Source organism: Halocatena salina (genome assembly GCF_023115355.1).
Lineage (GTDB): Archaea > Halobacteriota > Halobacteria > Halobacteriales > Haloarculaceae > Halocatena > Halocatena salina.
On record NZ_CP096019.1, the window covers coordinates 814,794 to 833,019 of the forward strand.

Consider the following 18,226-nt stretch of genomic DNA (forward strand, 5'->3'; position numbering starts at 1 on the left):
CTACTCCCTAGAAAGCTGTGTATGGGCTTTGGGAGTTACGATGAATCCGAACAGGAGAATCGTGAGATCGACACTGATTTTGACGAAGATGAGACCGTTACGTCAGGGGACTCCCACGAGGGAAGTGTCTCATTCGAGTTCGATGCTTCTAACGATGAGCTGTTAGATCGGTTGCAGGAGATGAAAGAGTGAAGGCAGGCACGCGAGCACTCGGTGTCGCTGAGTCGTACACTCACGGAGCCACAAAGAGCACTGTCGTGGGCGCTGTCGTGCGCGCCGATCGCGTGTTCGACGGGATGGTAGTCGGGCACATCACGGTGGGTGGAACCGACAGCACTGCGCGTATCACGGATCTTTGGCGTCGAATCGATCGACCCGACGTACAGTACGTATTTCTGGCTGGGATCGCTCCAGCGTGGTACAACATCATCGACCTCCGAGAGGTCGAAGACGTCGTCGACCGTCCCGTTGTTTCCGTTTCGTTCGAGCAAAGCGACGGATTAGCGCCCGCGCTCCGTGACGCGTTCGAAACCTCGGCGCTTGCCGAGCGGCTTGATCGGTACAACCGCCAACCACCCCGCCAGAAGATCAGTGTGAACGACGAGCAACTGTTCGTCCGCGCTGTCGGACTCGCTACCGCGGAAGCCGAGCGGGTCGTTCGGGCGTTCACTCCTGAAGGCGGACGACCGGAGCCGCTTCGTGTGGCCAACACCGCAGCCGCTGCGATCGATGAGTTCTGAGCGTGGTGAGAACACAACCTTGTAGTCGCGTTCGGACGGGTTTCGAGTTATGGAACAGCGTATCGATGGAATCGACGTCCGCGCCTGTGAGCAGTGTCCCGAGCTGTGTGAGTCTCGATCGCAGATCGTCAACGGAACGGGCACCACGAGCGGACCGATACTGTTCGTGGGCGAAGGCCCGGGTGCGACCGAGGACGAACGAGGCGAACCGTTCGTCGGACGCTCGGGCGACGTGCTTGATGAGGCGCTGCGCGATCGCGGACTCACCCGGCGTGACATCCGGATCACCAACTGTGTCCGCTGTCGCCCACCGGATAACCGCGATCCGACCACGAACGAACTCGAAAACTGCCGTGTGCATTTACACCGGGAGATCGAACAGGTCGATCCTGAACTGATCGTCACACTCGGGAAGGTGCCGAGTCAGCACCTTCTCGAACGTGATGTCGCAGTGACCAACGAAGCCGGCTCGGTCGTCGAACACCGGATCGCTGGGACGGCTCGACGTGTCGTAATCTGTGTCCATCCCGCTGCGACGCTGTACGATTCGAGCCAACAGGACGCCTTCGAGAGCGCGTTAGACGAGGCGATCTCGATCGTGGGCCACAGCGTCGGTGGCCAGTCACGACTCAGTGAGTACTGAGACGGTAAAGGACTTACTCGCGCTCGTCAAAACTATCCTATGAGCCAGGCGGACATCGTCGTCGTCGATTATGGACTCGGAAACCTCCGGAGTGTAACGCGAGGACTCCAACGCGCGGGGGCGAACGTCGAAGTGAGCCACGATCCAGCCGCCCTCACACGCGCCGATGGGATCGTGCTTCCCGGCGTGGGGGCGTTCAGCGAGGGGATGGAAAACGCCAAACCGTTCCGCAAAGCCCTGATCGAAGCCGTCGACGACGACATCCCCCTGTTCGGCATCTGTCTCGGGATGCAGATGCTACTCACCGCAAGCGAAGAATCCGAACAGGTCGGACAGGGAGATGTGGACGGTCTCGATCTGATCCCCGGAAAAAACGTCCGGTTCGGTCGAGACCAAACGGTGCCACACATGGGATGGAACGAGCTGACCGTCGAACGTGAACACCCGATCGTTGCCGGTGTCGACGGCCAGTATGCGTACTTCGTTCACTCCTATTACGCTGCTCCCGAGGACGAACACGCCTCAGTGGCGAGCACTGACTACGGCCACGCGTTCCCGAGCATCGTTGCGACTGACGACGACACCGTCTTCGGAACACAGTTCCATCCCGAAAAGAGCGGAAAAACCGGACTCCGAATCCTCCGAAACTTCGTGGAGCTTTGTGATTCTTCGGCGTGAGAACTGTCCGTGTGTTCGTTCCGGTCAACACGGCTGACCGATGACCTACGCCGTTTTCGACGTCTCATCCTCACTACACGTTTTATGGTGCAAAGCGAAGAGTGAATACAATGCGAAAAAATATGTAGGATATGCCACCGAGGCCAGTAACGGAATGGCCCGATCGGCCAGTGACACGATCAGAGATCCAGACTGATCTCGATCCGATTGACGCGATCGATCCACTCCCGCTCGACGATACCGTCGTGGGAGTTTGGGGAGTGACACAGGGACAGATCCAACGTCGATCGATTCCCGAGGAGGTGCCTGAAGCCGCGATCGTCGATTTCGTATTAGAAACGCCCACGGAGTACCGGATGTACAGCTACGTCCAACACGACAGAACGACACAGTGGGTCACGTACGAAGCCGAAGAGAAACGGACTGAAGGCGGCGACAAATTCGAAACGACACTGCAGGAGTACACGCTGCTGGCAGGCGACACCGACATTAGTCGAGTCGAATGAGAACAGTTGGGTGACCCATCGGGCGGTCGTCGTTCGCAACGCTTTTTCGTTCACCCGAATGCCCCTGGACATGGGGATAGGGGAGGAGACACAACGAGAGCCACAGGTAGAGAACGCCACGCCCATCAACGACACGGCTGCCACCGCAACGTCGGATCCGTCCTCCACATCGACCCCGACTAACACATCCGTCAGAGAACAAGCCATCAAGCAAGCCAGGGAAGCCACGGATGAACTGTTCGATCTCTTCAATCAGTGGCTTCCGACCGACGTGGCACGGTTGCTCGTCACGGCACTCGTCATTGCCATCGCGTGGTATCTCGCAAACTACATTGCCCGGTTGTTGGAACCGCGCGTATCCAGTCGATTCGAACGCCCGAGCGTCACACGGACGATACTCAAAGCCATTCGAACGGTGATTCTCAGTATCGGGGTCCTGTTCGCAATCACCAACCTGTACGGTATCAGTGGGGATATCGTCGTCTTTCCGCTCACCGTGTTCTCGGCGATAGCCGGTGTCGTGCTCGCGCCGATCGTCAGGAGCTTCAGCTCCGGGTTGTTCATCCTCGCTGACCAACCGTATGAGATCGGAGATATGATCGAACTCGTCGATACGGAGCAGCTCGGCTTCGTGCAGGACATCACGATCCGATACACCAAGATAACCACCCTCGACAACACGACCCTCGTGATTCCGAACGGTTCGATGCGAGATCGGGACGTCACCAACTACTCCGCAGAGGACGCCCGCACGCGGTTGGCACTCGATATCGGCATCACCTACGAGAGCGACGTCGACACCGCTCGAACGCTCATCGAGGATGCGGCCAGCGACATCTCGGGGGTCATCTCCGGTGGCCCAGCGATCCGGATTGCGAGCGCTCGCTATCACGCCGCCCCCACGTGCTACATCACTGAATTCGGAGCACACAGTGTAGAGCTACAGCTACGCTACTGGATCACCGAACCACCCAAACAGCACCGGATTCGTTCCCGCGTGTTGGAGGCAGTCTTGAATCGACTCGACGGGAGCGACGTAGAACTGGCCTATCCCCACTCACACGTCGTCTTCGACGAAACGAGTGGGGTGCTCGACATCGATGTGACGCGAGAAGAGCGAAGACATCATCGATCAACCGACAACCACTCCAACCGGCGACCGAGACCCAACACCAACGATTGAGTGCCGGTCGTGCTATCGCTCCCACTCGGGCCGACTCCACGTGCTGGATCCGGTGGAACCGGTGTGTCGTCGTCTTTCACGTTCGTCGGCTTCGGCCACGTCAACCCACGCTCCGTTCATGATGAGATAACCGGCCGAAAGCGATGCGAGAACTGCGGGAATCGTGTGGTGGAAGATCGTGTACGCCTCGAAGATCTGGTGGGCAGCGAAACCGAACGCGAGCACGAGCGCCGGCACATCGACCCGAGACGCTTGAAACACGCCTCTAAACAGACTTCCAACGACGATGAGGAGATACGCACCCAGTCCGACAACACCGATTCGGATCAAAATCGAGAGATAGGAGTTGTGTGGACTGTGACCGCTCGCAGGTCCTGCAACGTACGGTTCGATGGTGTCGTCTACGGCAACCAGCCCATGCCCGAACAGGAACGGCCCATCGAACGTGGCCTCGATCGACCCGGCCCAGAGCGCGAACCGTCCCGAAGAACTGATACCGAGCGTCGGAAGGAGGAACAAAAACAGGACCACGGAGCCGATGAGACCGACCACGGCAAACGGAAGCGCACGCCGACCGAGCACCAGATAAGCGCAGTACAGAACGAGTGCCGTGCCGATCGCGAGATAACTCGCTCGGCTGTTGGTGAGATACGTCCCGAACGCATTGATCACGCCCAACGTCCCGGCGACGAACGACAGTCCGAGAGACATCATAAACGGAAACGTAGAGACGGTTGTCGAACCGCCGTCAGCGTGCACCGGCTGATTCTGGTTGTTCCGCTCGCGTCGAGGAAGCGCACGGGTAGCGAGCAACACGGAAGCGATAGTCCCAGCAAACCCGACCACTCCGAGCGTGTTCGGATTGTCGAACACCGACGTGAGTATATACACCTCACTGTCCGCAAACACCGGCGTGAACGTGTTGTGCCACGGGGCAACAGGAAGTCCGAAAAACGTGAACGACCCGCTGTAGGAGAGGAGGCCAAGCAACATGAGAACGGCTGAAAAGAGACTCACAACCCACAAAAACGCATCACGAGGCACGTACCGAGGAATGACGAAGAGGTTCAGTCCGGTCATGAATCCGGCGATGATGAAAAACGCCGCGGTACCGGATGTGGACGGATCGACGATCGGCATGACGTAGAACAGATGGACCGAAAACAGCACGACGAACGCCAGTAAAAAGATCCCTGTCCGCTGTAAGTATCGTCGTTGTCGTGGACACATAAAGAGGAAAAAGAAAAACAGCGACGCGATGAGCGTCAATTTCGCTGCTCGGCCCGGCTGGGGAAATCCCGGTCCCATCCGCCGAAACACCACCCCGATGAGAACTAGCATGCACAAAATGTATGTAAACAATAAAATCCCGAATCGACCATCGACGCCGTACACCTCGGCTCCGTAGACGGTAAATCCGACCCCCCCCATCAATAAACCGAGTGCGAGAAGATGATATTTCGTGACTAGTGGATTACTGGCGTCGGTTAATATTAAACAGGCAACAATCAATACGAAAAAACCGGTCGACAGGTATCGGACTAGTCTACTCATCAGCTACTCCCTTGGGGCAATGAGGTAAAAATCTAATTATGCATCTTCCGACCATATATAATAAAAAAGACAGTAGACCGCGGTGTTGTACACGAGGTAGTTCGATCGACGGGGTCGTTCAGTTGCACTCCTGAGAGAGCGGTCACCGATGAAAGACCAAACTGTTTTGTCATTCTCCCAGGTACGTTCGGTATGGACGGTGAGACGGCACTGATTGCTGTGATCGTCGGCTTTTTACAAGGAATATTCGAGTGGTTACCGATTTCGAGCGAGGGTAACATCACGATCGCCTTGGCTGTGCTTGGGGGATTCGGGAACGCAGGTGCAGTCTCATTCGCGCTGTTTCTTCACACCGGAACGGCTATTTCGGCGGTAGCGTACTACCGCGACGAACTAGCGGCAGTGATACGGTCGATGACGGAGTGGCGTCCGTCGACGGCATTCGACGATTCGACGGCTGAGTTATCGTATCTCCTCATCGCAACGTTCTCGACTGGGATCGTTGGCTTACCGGCGTACGCGCTTTTCGGAGACATCATCGGTGAGCTGCACGGCGGGATATTCATCATTCTGATTGGTGTGTCGTTGATCCTGACGGGCGTGATCCAGCGGCTATCGGGTGATCTTTCGCTCGGGTCGCGCAAACAACCGGATCTGATCGATGCAGTGGTGGTCGGAGCCCTTCAAGGGTTTGCTGTGTTGCCAGGGATCTCTCGCTCCGGTGTGACAGCAAGTGCGCTCCTGTTTCGGAGCCACGATGGACCGTCGGCGTTTCGACTTTCGTTTCTGTTGAGTATCCCCGCGGCGATCGGCGGCGGGCTACTCGCGGCGCTCGAAGACGGGATCGGATCGGTGTCGCCGTTCTCGGCACTGATCGCTATCGCTGTGAGTGCCATCGTCGGTTACCTCACTATCGACGCGCTGATGCGGATCGTCGAACGCATCTCCTTTTGGAAGATCTGTCTGGGTCTCGGTGGAGTTGCCGTGCTTGGGGGCATGCTCTTATTCACCGTGAACGACGTCAGTGCTATGGGATGAAAACGACGTCCGTGAGTAAAGATCACTTGGATTCTATGATCGGCTCGTAAGGATCAACTACTCTAACATAATAATCCATGTTGATGAATTCTATTACAATAATTAATACGTGTTACACCGATGTGTATCAGAGTTATACGACAAGATCTTGATTCGACGTCGGTTACGGACTCATGTTGAAATGCTGCTTTTCGGGCCGTTGTAACGGCGTATACATCCGCGTGCCTGTTCTAATTGGACATAATTTTCGTCTTGAAAAGATAATACGGAAATTGAACGGATCGAAATCCCAGCCATTTAATACTACGTCTCAATGAGTGGTCTACGAGACCAGCAGAGAGACACGGAGTATCGGATATGCACACAAGAGCTATTATAGTAGACGACCCGGGATTGACAACGGCACGGTTAGCTAATCTCATCGAAGTGAATATCAATCGGACGTAAGAAACAGATAACAACATGTCGAGCCAACGTAGTGGTGTGACGTCCGGCTGGCGATACCGGTTAGCGAGCGTGATCGGTACGGCATCGATCACCGCGATAGTGGTCCCTGTTACGAGTCACCCAACGGTGGAGGACTTAGCGATGTCACTCCCGGTCGTTTCTCACCTCCCGAAACCAGTACACACACACGGTGGACTCACGATCATCACAGTAACAACAGTTCTTGCGGTTCTATTGTCGTTAATTCCGCTGTACAAGCCTCGTCCCCGTCGTATCATCGACGTCATTTCCGAAACGCAGCGTCGGATCTTGCTCGCGGCACTCGCGCTCGCTACCATCGGATATTTCGATTACACCTACCGTCTACCTCGGATGATGCTGGTGTTAACGACGCTCGGACTGCTCGTCCTTCTTCCGGCGTGGCATGTACTCATCCGGAATCAAAAACGGAATGCAACGGAAAGCGTCATCATCATCGGTAACGACGTAGAAACCATCACTACTCTTCATGAGAAGGCAGATATCCCGTTTATCGGCTACGTATCGTTGAATCAGCCTATCTCTTCACCATCGGAGAGCAGTGACCGGAACCACAGCTCCACAGCAATGGCCCCGTTCACCGATGGGGGTGCAGTTATCGCCTCTCACGCTGATGTCGAAGGATTGGAATATCTCGGTGGCATCTCACGACTCAACGAGATCATCGTAGAGAACGATCCGGATACAGTAGTTCTTGCGTTCTCCCAGGCCGATCGAGAGGAGTTTTTCGGAGTGCTTCGAACGTGCTATCAACACGGCGTCACCGCGAAGGTCCACCGAGACCTCGGGAACGACGTATTAACGTGTGATACCAAATCCGATATGCTACGGGATATCAATCTCGAACCGTGGGATTGGCAAGACCGAATGGTAAAACGAGCGTTTGACGCTCTGTTCGCCGCTGTCGGGTTGCTGGTGGCCTCACCACTCGTACTCGGTATTGCCATCGCCATCAAGCTCGACAGTCCTGGGTCAGTGATTTACGCACAGGAACGAACCGCAACGTTCGGAGGCACGTTCACGATTTATAAATTCCGAAGCATGGTCGAGAACGCCGAACAAGCGACGGGTGCGGTTATCAGCGAGGAAGACGCCGGTGAAGTCGATCCTCGTGTTACTCGCGTTGGACGCATTCTCCGTCAGACGCATTTGGACGAAATCCCACAGCTCTGGTCCATATTCACCGGCCACATGAGCGTTGTCGGTCCGCGCCCTGAACGCCCGGAAATCGATCGGGAAATCACCGCCGATGTGACGGAGTGGAAACAGCGATGGTTCGTCAAACCCGGGTTGACTGGACCAGCACAGATAAACGACGTCACTGGGCACGAACCGGATCGGAAGCTCCGATACGACGTCAAATATATCAGAAACCAATCCGTTCTACTCGATGTTCGCATCATCATAAAACAAGTGTATAAAGTTGCTAAAGAAGCAACCGATCATCTAAAGTAGCGTGCTATTCCCATACTGATATATTATGGACGATAATGGTGATGACAAGGAAGCAACGACAACAGTAGTCGTTACTGGCGCAGCCGGATACACAGGCAGCTGTGTCGTTCGTGAACTGCAGGCTGAACATCCGGACTGGACTATCAAGGGACTCGACAACTACTACCTTGGAACGGTTCGCTCTGTGGAAGGGGTCGCCGTCGACCACGTGGATATTCGGGACCGAGCTCGACTCGAATCCGTCCTCTCAGACGCGGACGCCGTCGTGCATCTCGCAGCGATAAGCGGTGTGGACGACTGTGCTGAGAACCCCGATCTGACCTACGAGACTAATGTCATTGGGACCGCTAACATCACGAACTGGTGTCGACAGACGGGAGCCGGGCTGATATTCCCGTTAAGTATGGCGATCGTCGGCGATCCGCAAACGTTTCCGATCACGATCGACCATCCTCGTCAGCCGATGAACTGGTACGGCAGAACGAAGGTCATCGGAGAACGGATCATCGAATCGATGGCTTCCGATAGGTTTCCCGCCCACCTCGTTCTCAAATCCAATCTGTACGGCGTTCATCGCTCCGGTGGGCAGATAGTCACCAAGGACACGGTTATCCAACGCTTCGTCGAGAAGGCGTTAGCGGGCGAGGACCTGACCGTGTACGAGCCCGGGACACAAGCGCGCAATTACGTTCACGTCGTGGACACCGCCAGGGCGTACGTTCGGAGCGTCGAATCGGTTTTGAACGAACGTCGTGAGAACGAAACCGGTGTCAAGAAGTACGAAATTGCGGGGCAAAACGCTCCCAGCGTGCTTGATATTGCCGGTCTGATTCAGGAAATCGCCGTCGATCGGGGAATCGATGTCGGCCTCAAGCGAATCGAAAACCCCCGGAACGAAACGCTCGTTTCGGAGTTCGACGTCGATACATCAAAAGCACACGACATATTGGAGTGGAAGCCCCAGCAAGAGCTCGCACCGTCGATCCGCGAGATGTTCGAACAGCTAGCGTGATCGCGAGTACGGATCTCACTGGTGAGATGTAACCGCGATTCCTCCGAGTACGATCGTCCCACCAACGACGGTAGCGACGCCGGGGAATTCTCTGAGCAGTACGAGCGCGAGCACCGTGCTTCCCACCGGCTCGCCGAGAAGAGAAACGCTGACGACGCTCGATTCGACGTGTGCGAGCGCCCAGTTGATGACCGTATGGCCGAAGATTCCGGGCCCGATAGCCATGCCCAGAAAGAGGAGCCACTCCCGTGGCGGGTAGGAAACGAGCGGTAGCTGTTCGATGCGAAGCAGTACGAGCAAAACGAGCGCACAGACGGCGTAGACGATCGTCACGTAGGGAAGCAACGCGATACGTTCCCCGTGTCTGAGTGCTCGACCGGCTAACACGTATCCAGCAGCCATCACTGCGCCCACAACGGCGAGTACGTTCCCGTAAACGGACGCAGTCGTGGGTCCGCCAATGCCCCCATCACCGACCGACATCATGATCATCCCCGCAAGCGCGATCAGGATTCCGACTGTGGTTCGTACAGAGATCCGTTCTTCGAGCAACAGAGCGGCTCCGAGAGCGACGAACAGAGGTTGGGACTGAACGAGCGTGACGCTCGCTGCCACGCTCGTCCATTCAAGACTCTCGAACCACGCAGCGAAATGCAACGCGAGCGCGAGTCCAGCGAGTCCCGCACCGAGTACATCGCGGCCGGTAAGACGACTGAACGCCGTCCGGTGGCCCGAGAGAGCAAGCGGAACGAGCAGCATCGTAGTGAATAGGACGCGATAAAACGCCTTGATGAGGCTCGGTGCCTGACTCCAGCGAACGAGAATTGCGCTCGTACTCACCGCCCCCACAGCGACCGCGAGTCCGAGCGCTGGGGAAACCGGTGGGGCGTCCCGTGCCATCACTCCAGAGCCTCTTTCGTCCGCCGATGTCGGTAGCGAAACACCGGTTCGAATCCGAGCGCACTGAACCGATCCAGTGGACCGAACGTCGCGGGGAGTTCGTACTCGACCCGATCTCGGATCAGCGTCTCCGCTCCGTCGGCGTAGAACGCATGTGTATGTCGCCAGTCGGGGAACGGCCCATCTCGCATCTCGTCGACGAACACCCTCGTCCCCGGCTCTTCCGTTCGTTCGACGATGACGGAGATCCACTCACGTCGTGGGCCCACACCGAACGGTCTGACGGACACGCCGACGCGCGTTCCGGGGACGAGGTGGTCCCGATCCGCTGGCCGCCCGTCGCCGTCGACGACGCGCTCGATACGAAGGTTCGCAACTTCCGGTGTGAGTGCCACGAGTCCATCGACGGACGAATGGAACTCCCACACGGAGTCGAGCGATGCTCGAACACGGGTATGACGAGTGAACACCGGCATAGACGATAGTATCGTCCGAAGAACCGTACCCGTGTCGGCGGATGGCTCTGTTCGGTGTAACGTCTGGTTCCTGTGGCAGGATCGATGAACCACTAAGCACCCCTCAGTGGGATAGAACGGACCGACCCGAGGAAGACTAGGTTCGTCCGCTAGTGACAGCGGATCGGTGCAGATCCCCAGTCACACATCACTTCAGCCGCTCTTGAAGAAACGAGGGATGGGCTGCCGTGATGCCCTCGATGGACTCGATCTGATCGCTGATGATGTCACCGACTGCGTGCCCGTCCACAGCATGGATCTCGGCCATCAACATGTGATCACCCGAAGAGGTGTACAACGCCTCGATCGCGCCGTGTTCTTCGAGCTGACGGGTGACCTCGACGTACTGCTCGCTCTCGACATCGATTCCGACTAGCGCGATCGACCGACCGGAGAGTTTCTTTGGATCGACATCAGCAGAGTAGCCGACGATGATCCCCTCAGTTTCCAACTTATCTATATATTTACGTACTGTCGGTTTCGAAACGCCGGCCCGTTCTGCGATCTCGGCATACGAGGCCTGGGCATCGTCCTCCAAGGCCGAAAGGATCCGATTCTCGGTCGTGTCCGTACTCATGGATCATTATTTTGCATCCGAGAAAAAATACCTTCCGAATCAGAAAACAGTGGAATACGTCCGGTCCTGTCGGCGTTTCCCGTCGCTACTGCTATCTCTGAGGCTATCTAAACGCAGAACAAACCGAATTCAAAAATCGATCTTACCTCGCCGCAGTCACGAATCCAAACTACTGTGTTCGATCGACGTCGCTCACCGATGTCGATGCATGAGGTCGGCCGATCGTTCCCACTCGTAGCTATCATCGAAGTAGCGTTCGGCGAGGGGTTGCTCGGGCATCTCTCCGGTGTGTCGTTTCTCTTGACCGTAGGAGGGACGATCCTCCCGGTAGAATCGACCCGTGAGCACCTCGCCTTGGGAGAGGCGAGACTCGGCTTCGTACATCATCTCGCCGGCTTCCTGTCGATCGGTCACCTCGAACGAAAAGTCCTCGTCGTCCTGAACGTCGGTGTATGGCACGTACTGTTTTGCGTCCTTGTTCCACGTCGGGCACTGCGTGAGGAAATCGATATGGGCGAAGCCGTCGTGTTCGATGGCCTCGACGAGGATCTCTTTGGCTTGGTTAGGATTGACGGCAGCCGTCCGGGCGATGTACGATGCGCCTGCGGAGAGAGACATCGACAGCGGCCGAACCGGATCTTTCGCACTGCCGTGGGGCTGTGTTTTGGATTTGTGGCCCTTGGGACTCGTCGGTGAGGTCTGGCCTTTGGTCAGCCCGAAGATCTCGTTGTTGAACACGATGTACACCATGTCGTGGTTCTCACGGGCGGTGTGCATGAAGTGGTTTCCGCCGATCCCGTATCCGTCACCGTCACCGCCAGCAGCGACGACTTCGAGGTTCGGATTGGCGAGTTTCGACGCCCGCGCGATCGGGAGCGATCGGCCGTGGATGGAGTGATAGCCGTAGCTGTCGAAATACGAAGAGAGTTTCCCCGAACAGCCGATCCCCGTCACGAGCAACACCTCATCCGGATTCTTTCCGACTTCGGTCATAGCGCCCTTCAACGCCTTCAAAACGCCGAAGTCGCCACAACCGGGACACCACGTCGCCTGAGGCTCGATATCCGGGGTGAACTCGTTTTGGTCGACATCCCGTTTCGTCTCGATGGCACTGAATGCACTCATTGGTTAATCACTTGCTGCGGGGACGAACGTGGTCGAGTGACCGGGGGCGTCCCCATCCCCGCTGATGCTCGATTCGAACCCCTCGACGATCTCCTCCGGTTCGAAGGGGTTGCCGTTGTACTTCAACAGGCTCGTCATCATCTCGCCATAGCCGCCCAGTTCTTTCTGGGTAAGTCCCCGGAACTGAGCAGAGGCGTTCATTTCGACGATCATACACTGATCGACCGAATCGAGGAACGCCTTGACCTCCTCGGTCGGATACGGAAGCAGTTCACTGACACCGAGTGCTTTCACGGAGTGGCCGTCGTCGGAGAGCCGTTTGGTGGCTTCTTCGACGGTTCCCTGCTGGCTTCCGAACGTCATGATACCGTACTGGTGCTCTGCTTCGTCGTCAGGGGTGTACACCGTCTGGCTGCTCTGATCGTTGGCATCGAGTTCTGCGCGAATCGATTCGAGCTTCTCCATCCGGCGATCCATCTGGTTGATCCGGTTGTCCGGGTCCTCGCTGATGTGTCCCTGTGGAGTGTGCTCGTTGCCAGTTACGAGGAATCGTCCATCTTCCTGTCCGGGGATCGAACGCGGACTGACACCGTTTTCGACGTCGTGGCGGTACCGGTTGAACTTCCCGGAGTGATGGTGTGGCGCGTCCGCGATTTCCTCTTCTGTGAGCACAGACCCGAGCGAGGGGTTCGGCTCACGGTCGAAAAACGCCTCGTCGACGTTGATCAACTCGCCCGACAACTTCTGGTCGTACAGCACGATTGCGGGGAGTTGGTAGTTGTAGGCGAGCTGGAACGCCCGTCTGGTCTGCTCGTAGGCTTCCTGTGCGTTCCCCGGCGCAAAGACGACCCGGTTCGAATCTCCCTGACTGGTGTAAAGGACGTGTTCGAGGTCGCCCTGCTCGGGTTTGGTCGGCATACCTGTCGATGGCCCGGCTCGCATCGCCTCGACGAGCACGATCGGCGTTTCGGCCATCTCCGCCAGTCCGAGCGGCTCGGACATGAGCGCGAATCCTCCGCCGGAGGAACCGGACATGGCTTTGACGCCCGCATGAGAGGCTCCGATCGCAAGCGACGCGGCGGCGATCTCGTCTTCGACCTGTTCGGCGATTCCCCCGAACTCCGGGAGGTTCTGGGACATGATCGTGAACACGTCAGTCCACGGCGTCATCGGATAGCCGGAAATGAACCGACAGCCTTCGTCGATCGCCCCATACGCGATCGCCGTGCTTCCCGAGACGAGCACCTGCTCGTCGTTGCCGCCGTCCTCGACCGCCGGGATCTGAAGGTCGTGGGTGAATTCCCGTTCTTCAACCTCGTTTTTTGCGATCTCGAGGATTTCGAGGTTCTGCTCTAACACTTCGCCGCTCATGCGCTCTTCCATCAACTCCTCGACCGGATCCAGTTCCATACCAAGGAGTGCGGCAGTCGCGCCGACACCGGCGGTGTTGCGCATCACTTCACGGCCGTGTTCACGCGCAAGACCGCGGAGATTGAGGGGGTAGACGTGCCACCCGTTCTCTTCGGCCTGTTCATCGAGATCCGCGACATCAGATTCGTCGAGCAATCCTTCGTCGTAGACGATCACGCCCCCCTCGCGCAGGTCGTCGAGGTTTTCGGTAAGCGGCTTGACTTCCTCGTTGCCGTAGTAGGCGTCTTCCTGTGGGTTGCGAGCGAAGCTGTCACCAAGCGCCAAGAGGAAGTTGTACCCATCACCGCGTGATTTGACCTCGTGGGATGCTGCTCGGACCTCCACATACGTGTGACCACCACGAATTCGTGAAGGGTAATGCCGGTGTGTGAATATATTCAGACCGGATCGCATCAGTGCCTTGGCGAAATTTTGGCTGGTCGAGTCGATCCCGTCGCCAGACCCACCAGCGATCCGCCAGAGTAGCTCATCATTTGTCATTGCAAATCACGGCCAAACAGGCCTGTATTCCCAGCAAGGAACCCTGCAGACTAAAGGGTTTACCATGTGTTAGCATACATCGATTATGATGAATAAGGTTCTATCATGAGCATAAGGAAAGACAGTGATTATCGATAATACTAATAGATCATTGTGCTGGCGAAATCACGATCGGTCTCCGATCGATCACCGTCTCGAAAGACACCGTACTATATAGCGGAGGAGGGGGGATGTATTGAGAATGAAGTTAACAGAGTTGATCGCGGGGGTAGAGTCACATCGGAAGACGCTCACAGTGTTCAACGCTCCCGAATCGGAGATCACTGCGCTTCGAGAGCACTTTACTGATCGGAACATCGACGTTGCAGGGACACGAACGTCGTCCGGACCACAACGGTACGTCGTTCTCAGCAAGGGTGATGAGTTCGTCACGGCGATGAGCATCGATACGGTGTTCGGAAGCGATGAAAAAGCGTCACAGTCGGGCGCGTACCGACCGATTCTCGATCACCTCGATGAAACGACGTTCACGTCGTACGATGTGGGACAGATGGGTGCCGCATCTCACGAGATCGAAGACCGGGCGTGGCGCGTCGGTTCCGGCACGGTGTACGCCGGGTTTGGAACTGTTTCGGCACTCGGAGTCCGGATCGATACGTACGAGCGCCTCGCAGACAAAAAGCCTCTGTCGGTGCATCTGTACGCGTTTCCCGACAGCGAACTTCCAGCCCACGACGACGTTACCGTGCATCTAGAACGATCCGAAGAAATTCGGACGACGTGGTTCGTCGCGTACGATGGGGATGGAATGGACTCGAACAAGTGTGCGTTACTGGCCGAAGAGCGTGAGCCGGACGCATTTTACGGCTTTTGGACGTACGATCCTGACACGGTCGATTGGATCGTCGACCACCTCGTCACGAACTACACGATCACCGATCACACGTCCGATCTCTCGTGATCGCCTCGGATTCGAACGTCGTTTCGATAGAAATGATAGATTGTTGAGGCTCTGTCGCTTACAGGAACTCGCGCACTTCCGAGTACCACATGTCGTGGTGGTCGACGGCGTCGATTCGGCGCGCGATTTCGACGGCGAGCGTGTGCCAACACTGTTGTGTGGGATCGCCGCGATCGAGGTTGTATAGGCTGTCCTCACAGGGACACTCGCCGTCTTCGATCACGTACTCCTCGGTGTGCCCGACGACGACGGTGAAATCGCGGTACTCTTTGACGCGGGCCTCCGCAACAGCTTCGATCGCCCGCTTTCCCCGCGAGCCGTGGACAGTGATGATACGATCGACTACAGGGGCAGTGAGTTCGCCCGCTTGAGCGAGAGATTCCTGCCACTCTTCCACGGAGATCACACGTCCTGGTTGCCCGTCCGGAACCAAAACCGATTCGATGATCTCTCACACGGTCGTGACGTTCGATCGGTGTCGTTTTTCGCGTTCGAACGCGTGAGCCCTGTATGGAAGTCTCCGAAGGAGTCGTCACTGTCGACGTGCCCGAACAACCGGAATCGGGCGTCGGCGACGACGTGTTTTTCAATCCCGATCAGGAGTTGAATCGGGACATCACCGCCGCCGTGCTCCGCATCTGGGAGGATCGCACGGATGCGGGAACGTATCTCGATGCGACGGCCGCGAGCGGCATCCGGGGCGTTCGCGGAGCGGCGGCGGGATGGGATGCAACGTGTTGTGACTATGATGAGCGAGCGGTAGAGTACTGTCGCGCCAATTTTGCGCGCAACGACCTGTCGGGAACTGCCGTCCACCGGGATGCTAACGCGTACATGCACGAACAGCGGTTCGATGTCGTGGACCTCGATCCGTTCGGGACGCCGATCCCCTTCGCTGACAGCGCATTTCGGTCAGCGCGGTCGCTGTTATGCGTCACGGCGACCGACACCGCACCGCTGTGTGGTGCCCACTTCGAAAGCGGCGTTCGATCCTACAGCGCTGTGCCACGCAACACCGATTTTCACGCCGAGATGGGACTTCGGATACTCCTCTCTGCGCTCGCGCGCACTGGTGCGCGCTATGACATCGGTGTCACGCCCGTGCTGAGCCACGTCACCCGTCACTACGTCCGGACGTATCTCGAACTTGACCACCGAGCGACGGACGCCAACGCCGCCATCGAGGCGTTAGGCTACGTCGATCACTGTGAAGACTGTCTGTATCGCACGACGACTCAGGGACTGATCGCCGATCCGCCAACCGTGTGTCCGAACTGTGCGAGCGACCGTATCAACACGGCTGGACCGCTGTGGCTCGGTTCGACGCACGACGCGGACTTCGTCACCGAAGTGAGCGAGCGAATGCCCGAGACGTTCGACACCGCCGGACGGGCCACACGACTCCTCGATACCATCGCTGGGGAAATCGACACACCGACCCACTACGATCAACACCGGCTCTCGAAACAGTGGGGGGTTTCGGCGATCGGCATGGACGAGTTTCTCGATCGGCTCAGACGCGCTGGGTTCGATGCTTCGCGCGCCCAGTACGGTGGGACGACGTTCAAAACGGATGCGGATGTCGCACAGATCGAACGCGCCACTGTTCGATGACTGCCAGAGCTATAAAGAATACGGGCCGAGAACTGTTTTCGTGTGAGCTGGGATGTCGCCTCTCTCGTAGCCACCATCCGATCGATTCTCGAAGGGATCAGATCCAAACAGATCACGTTTCTTGCGGCCAGTCTCGCGTACTACGCGTTCGTCTCGCTCATTCCCTTGCTTTTGCTCGCTATCGCGATCGGGACGACGCTCGGCGGAGCAACGTTCTCGAACACCGTTTCCGAACCCGTGACCACCGCTATTGGCGGTGAAGCAGGCTCGATCGTCCGTGACGCGCTCGAACGTCGATCGGGGAGTAGCGGCGCAACGGTCGTTGGCCTTCTCGTTTTGCTGTGGAGCGGATTGAAGCTGTTTCGGGGGATAGACATCGCGTTTTCAACCGTCTACAGCGGCGTTTCTTCACCAGGGTTCACCGAGCAGTTCCGAAATGCGCTCCTTACTCTGTTTGGGGTCGGGATCGGAATCATGCTGACCGTCGCCATCGGAACGATACTAGCAGTGTCGGACGTTGCGGCCGTTGTCGACGACTATCTCGTCGTCACGATCGGAACGGTCATTCAAGTAGGCGGACTGATCCTCTCGTTGTTGCCGATCTACTACATCCTTCCGGGAGTGACCGTTTCAGTTCGGGAAGTGGTTCCGGGGGCTGTGTTCACCGCCATCGGCTGGACCGTGCTCCAAACTGCGTTTCGAACGTATACGGAATATGCGACCTCCTACGCTGCCTACGGAGTACTCGGAGGCGGTCTTTTGCTCGTAACGTTTCTCTATTTCGGCGGCCTTATCCTCCTCGTCGGCGTGGTGATAAACGCCACACTCGCCGGACGCCTCGATACCGCGACGGACGAAACGGATGATGGAGACGATCACGGCGGGACAAAGACGGAACCGACAACTTAGGTGCTGCCGATTCACCACCATACCATGCCAGACGAGACAAGCGAGTCGGACGACGATCTCAGATCGGAGGTGCGGGACCTCCGTTCGAAACTCAACGAATTCGAGGCACAGGTCGATGAGCGTACTCTCCACCGCGATGAGATCGAATCCGATCTCAAACGATACGTTCGGAAACGCGCCCGTCGCGGCAAGGCCCGGGGATGGGGACCGTATCTCGTACTCCTCTATGGAACGGCAATGACGATCGGCGCGTTCTACTATCTCAGGGGAGGCTGGGCCATCCTCGCGATGATCGTGCTCTGGCTTTCGACGCTCGGTCTGTACGTGTTTATGATCGTGGTCGGGCTAGGCCTCAACCTCCTCGGGATCCCCGGTCGGCTGCGAGACCGCATCAGCTCGTTCCGGTCGTAATGCGCCCG

Annotated in this window: 20 protein-coding genes; 13 read left to right on the forward strand and 7 right to left on the reverse strand. The window is 57.2% G+C overall.

Features of this window, described 5'->3' with window-relative positions; genetic code table 11:
- Positions 1-21: 21 nt before the first annotated feature.
- From MW046_RS04070 to MW046_RS04095, 6 genes are all read left to right on the forward strand, one after another.
- Positions 22-192 carry a DUF5786 family protein gene (locus tag MW046_RS04070; protein WP_247994293.1) on the forward strand — a complete coding sequence of 57 codons (171 nt, stop codon included), beginning with the start codon at positions 22-24 and terminating at the stop codon, positions 190-192.
- Positions 189-740, forward strand: coding sequence for an endonuclease dU (locus MW046_RS04075; RefSeq protein ID WP_247994294.1), 552 nt, complete (start codon positions 189-191; stop codon positions 738-740). Before MW046_RS04070 ends, MW046_RS04075 begins: the two co-directional genes overlap by 4 nt.
- Before the next feature lie 49 nt (positions 741-789).
- A complete protein-coding gene (locus MW046_RS04080; protein ID WP_247994295.1) occupies positions 790-1,383 on the forward strand; it encodes a uracil-DNA glycosylase in 594 nt (197 codons plus the stop codon).
- A 39-nt stretch (positions 1,384-1,422) separates the two neighbouring features.
- On the forward strand, positions 1,423-2,061 hold the full coding sequence (gene hisH / locus MW046_RS04085) for an imidazole glycerol phosphate synthase subunit HisH (RefSeq protein ID WP_247994296.1): 639 nt from the start codon (positions 1,423-1,425) through the stop codon (positions 2,059-2,061).
- 131 nt (positions 2,062-2,192) lie between these two features.
- Entirely contained in the window at positions 2,193-2,567 is a 375-nt protein-coding gene (locus MW046_RS04090) for a hypothetical protein (protein WP_247994297.1), read from the forward strand.
- 70 nt (positions 2,568-2,637) lie between these two features.
- Positions 2,638-3,750 (forward strand): mechanosensitive ion channel family protein, encoded by a 1,113-nt coding sequence (locus MW046_RS04095; protein ID WP_247994298.1) that lies wholly within the window; start codon positions 2,638-2,640, stop codon positions 3,748-3,750.
- Positions 3,751-3,762: 12 nt separating this feature from the next.
- Here MW046_RS04095 and MW046_RS04100 read toward each other — a convergent pair whose 3' ends face one another.
- Positions 3,763-5,181 (reverse strand): O-antigen ligase family protein, encoded by a 1,419-nt coding sequence (locus MW046_RS04100; RefSeq protein ID WP_247994299.1) that lies wholly within the window; start codon positions 5,179-5,181, stop codon positions 3,763-3,765.
- 315 nt (positions 5,182-5,496) lie between these two features.
- Between MW046_RS04100 and MW046_RS04105 the strand changes: the two genes are divergently transcribed.
- From MW046_RS04105 to MW046_RS04115, 3 genes are all read left to right on the forward strand, one after another.
- Complete coding sequence (locus tag MW046_RS04105) at positions 5,497-6,342, forward strand: undecaprenyl-diphosphate phosphatase (protein WP_247994300.1); 846 nt, start codon at positions 5,497-5,499, stop codon at positions 6,340-6,342.
- A gap of 483 nt (positions 6,343-6,825) precedes the next feature.
- Positions 6,826-8,283, forward strand: coding sequence for a sugar transferase (locus MW046_RS04110; RefSeq protein ID WP_368411416.1), 1,458 nt, complete (start codon positions 6,826-6,828; stop codon positions 8,281-8,283).
- A 25-nt stretch (positions 8,284-8,308) separates the two neighbouring features.
- Complete coding sequence (locus MW046_RS04115; RefSeq protein ID WP_247994302.1) at positions 8,309-9,295, forward strand: NAD-dependent epimerase/dehydratase family protein; 987 nt, start codon at positions 8,309-8,311, stop codon at positions 9,293-9,295.
- Between the two features lie 15 nt (positions 9,296-9,310).
- Here the strand turns inward: MW046_RS04115 and MW046_RS04120 are convergent, their stop codons facing one another.
- The 5 genes from MW046_RS04120 to MW046_RS04140 form a co-directional block, all read right to left on the reverse strand.
- Positions 9,311-10,195 carry a DMT family transporter gene (locus MW046_RS04120; protein WP_247994303.1) on the reverse strand — a complete coding sequence of 295 codons (885 nt, stop codon included), beginning with the start codon at positions 10,193-10,195 and terminating at the stop codon, positions 9,311-9,313.
- Positions 10,195-10,671, reverse strand: a complete 477-nt coding sequence (locus MW046_RS04125; RefSeq protein WP_247994304.1) for an SRPBCC family protein — start codon at positions 10,669-10,671, stop codon at positions 10,195-10,197. The genes MW046_RS04120 and MW046_RS04125 overlap by 1 nt, the downstream gene beginning before the upstream one ends.
- Before the next feature lie 187 nt (positions 10,672-10,858).
- The gene (gene lrpA1, locus MW046_RS04130; protein WP_247994305.1) at positions 10,859-11,287 is read right to left on the reverse strand and encodes an HTH-type transcriptional regulator LrpA1; all 429 of its coding nucleotides are present in this window, start codon (positions 11,285-11,287) and stop codon (positions 10,859-10,861) included.
- 192 nt (positions 11,288-11,479) lie between these two features.
- Positions 11,480-12,412: a thiamine pyrophosphate-dependent enzyme gene (locus tag MW046_RS04135; protein ID WP_247994306.1), complete on the reverse strand. Its 933-nt coding sequence runs from the start codon at positions 12,410-12,412 to the stop codon at positions 11,480-11,482.
- A gap of 3 nt (positions 12,413-12,415) precedes the next feature.
- Positions 12,416-14,323: a 2-oxoacid:acceptor oxidoreductase subunit alpha gene (locus MW046_RS04140; protein ID WP_247994307.1), complete on the reverse strand. Its 1,908-nt coding sequence runs from the start codon at positions 14,321-14,323 to the stop codon at positions 12,416-12,418.
- A gap of 241 nt (positions 14,324-14,564) precedes the next feature.
- Between MW046_RS04140 and MW046_RS04145 the strand changes: the two genes are divergently transcribed.
- Positions 14,565-15,284: a DICT sensory domain-containing protein gene (locus tag MW046_RS04145; RefSeq protein ID WP_247994308.1), complete on the forward strand. Its 720-nt coding sequence runs from the start codon at positions 14,565-14,567 to the stop codon at positions 15,282-15,284.
- Positions 15,285-15,342: 58 nt separating this feature from the next.
- Here the strand turns inward: MW046_RS04145 and MW046_RS04150 are convergent, their stop codons facing one another.
- Positions 15,343-15,690, reverse strand: a complete 348-nt coding sequence (locus MW046_RS04150; RefSeq protein ID WP_247994309.1) for a hypothetical protein — start codon at positions 15,688-15,690, stop codon at positions 15,343-15,345.
- Between the two features lie 104 nt (positions 15,691-15,794).
- On the opposite strand from MW046_RS04150, the gene MW046_RS04155 reads away from it, so the two are divergent.
- Genes MW046_RS04155 through MW046_RS04165 form a run of 3 tightly spaced genes read left to right on the forward strand, consistent with a single transcriptional unit; the run spans position 15,795 to position 18,218 of the window.
- Positions 15,795-16,898, forward strand: a complete 1,104-nt coding sequence (locus tag MW046_RS04155; protein ID WP_247994310.1) for a tRNA (guanine(26)-N(2))-dimethyltransferase — start codon at positions 15,795-15,797, stop codon at positions 16,896-16,898.
- Between the two features lie 42 nt (positions 16,899-16,940).
- Entirely contained in the window at positions 16,941-17,807 is an 867-nt protein-coding gene (locus MW046_RS04160) for a YihY/virulence factor BrkB family protein (protein WP_247994311.1), read from the forward strand.
- A gap of 24 nt (positions 17,808-17,831) precedes the next feature.
- On the forward strand, positions 17,832-18,218 hold the full coding sequence (locus MW046_RS04165) for a ribonuclease BN (RefSeq protein WP_247994312.1): 387 nt from the start codon (positions 17,832-17,834) through the stop codon (positions 18,216-18,218).
- Positions 18,219-18,226 lie beyond the last annotated feature (8 nt).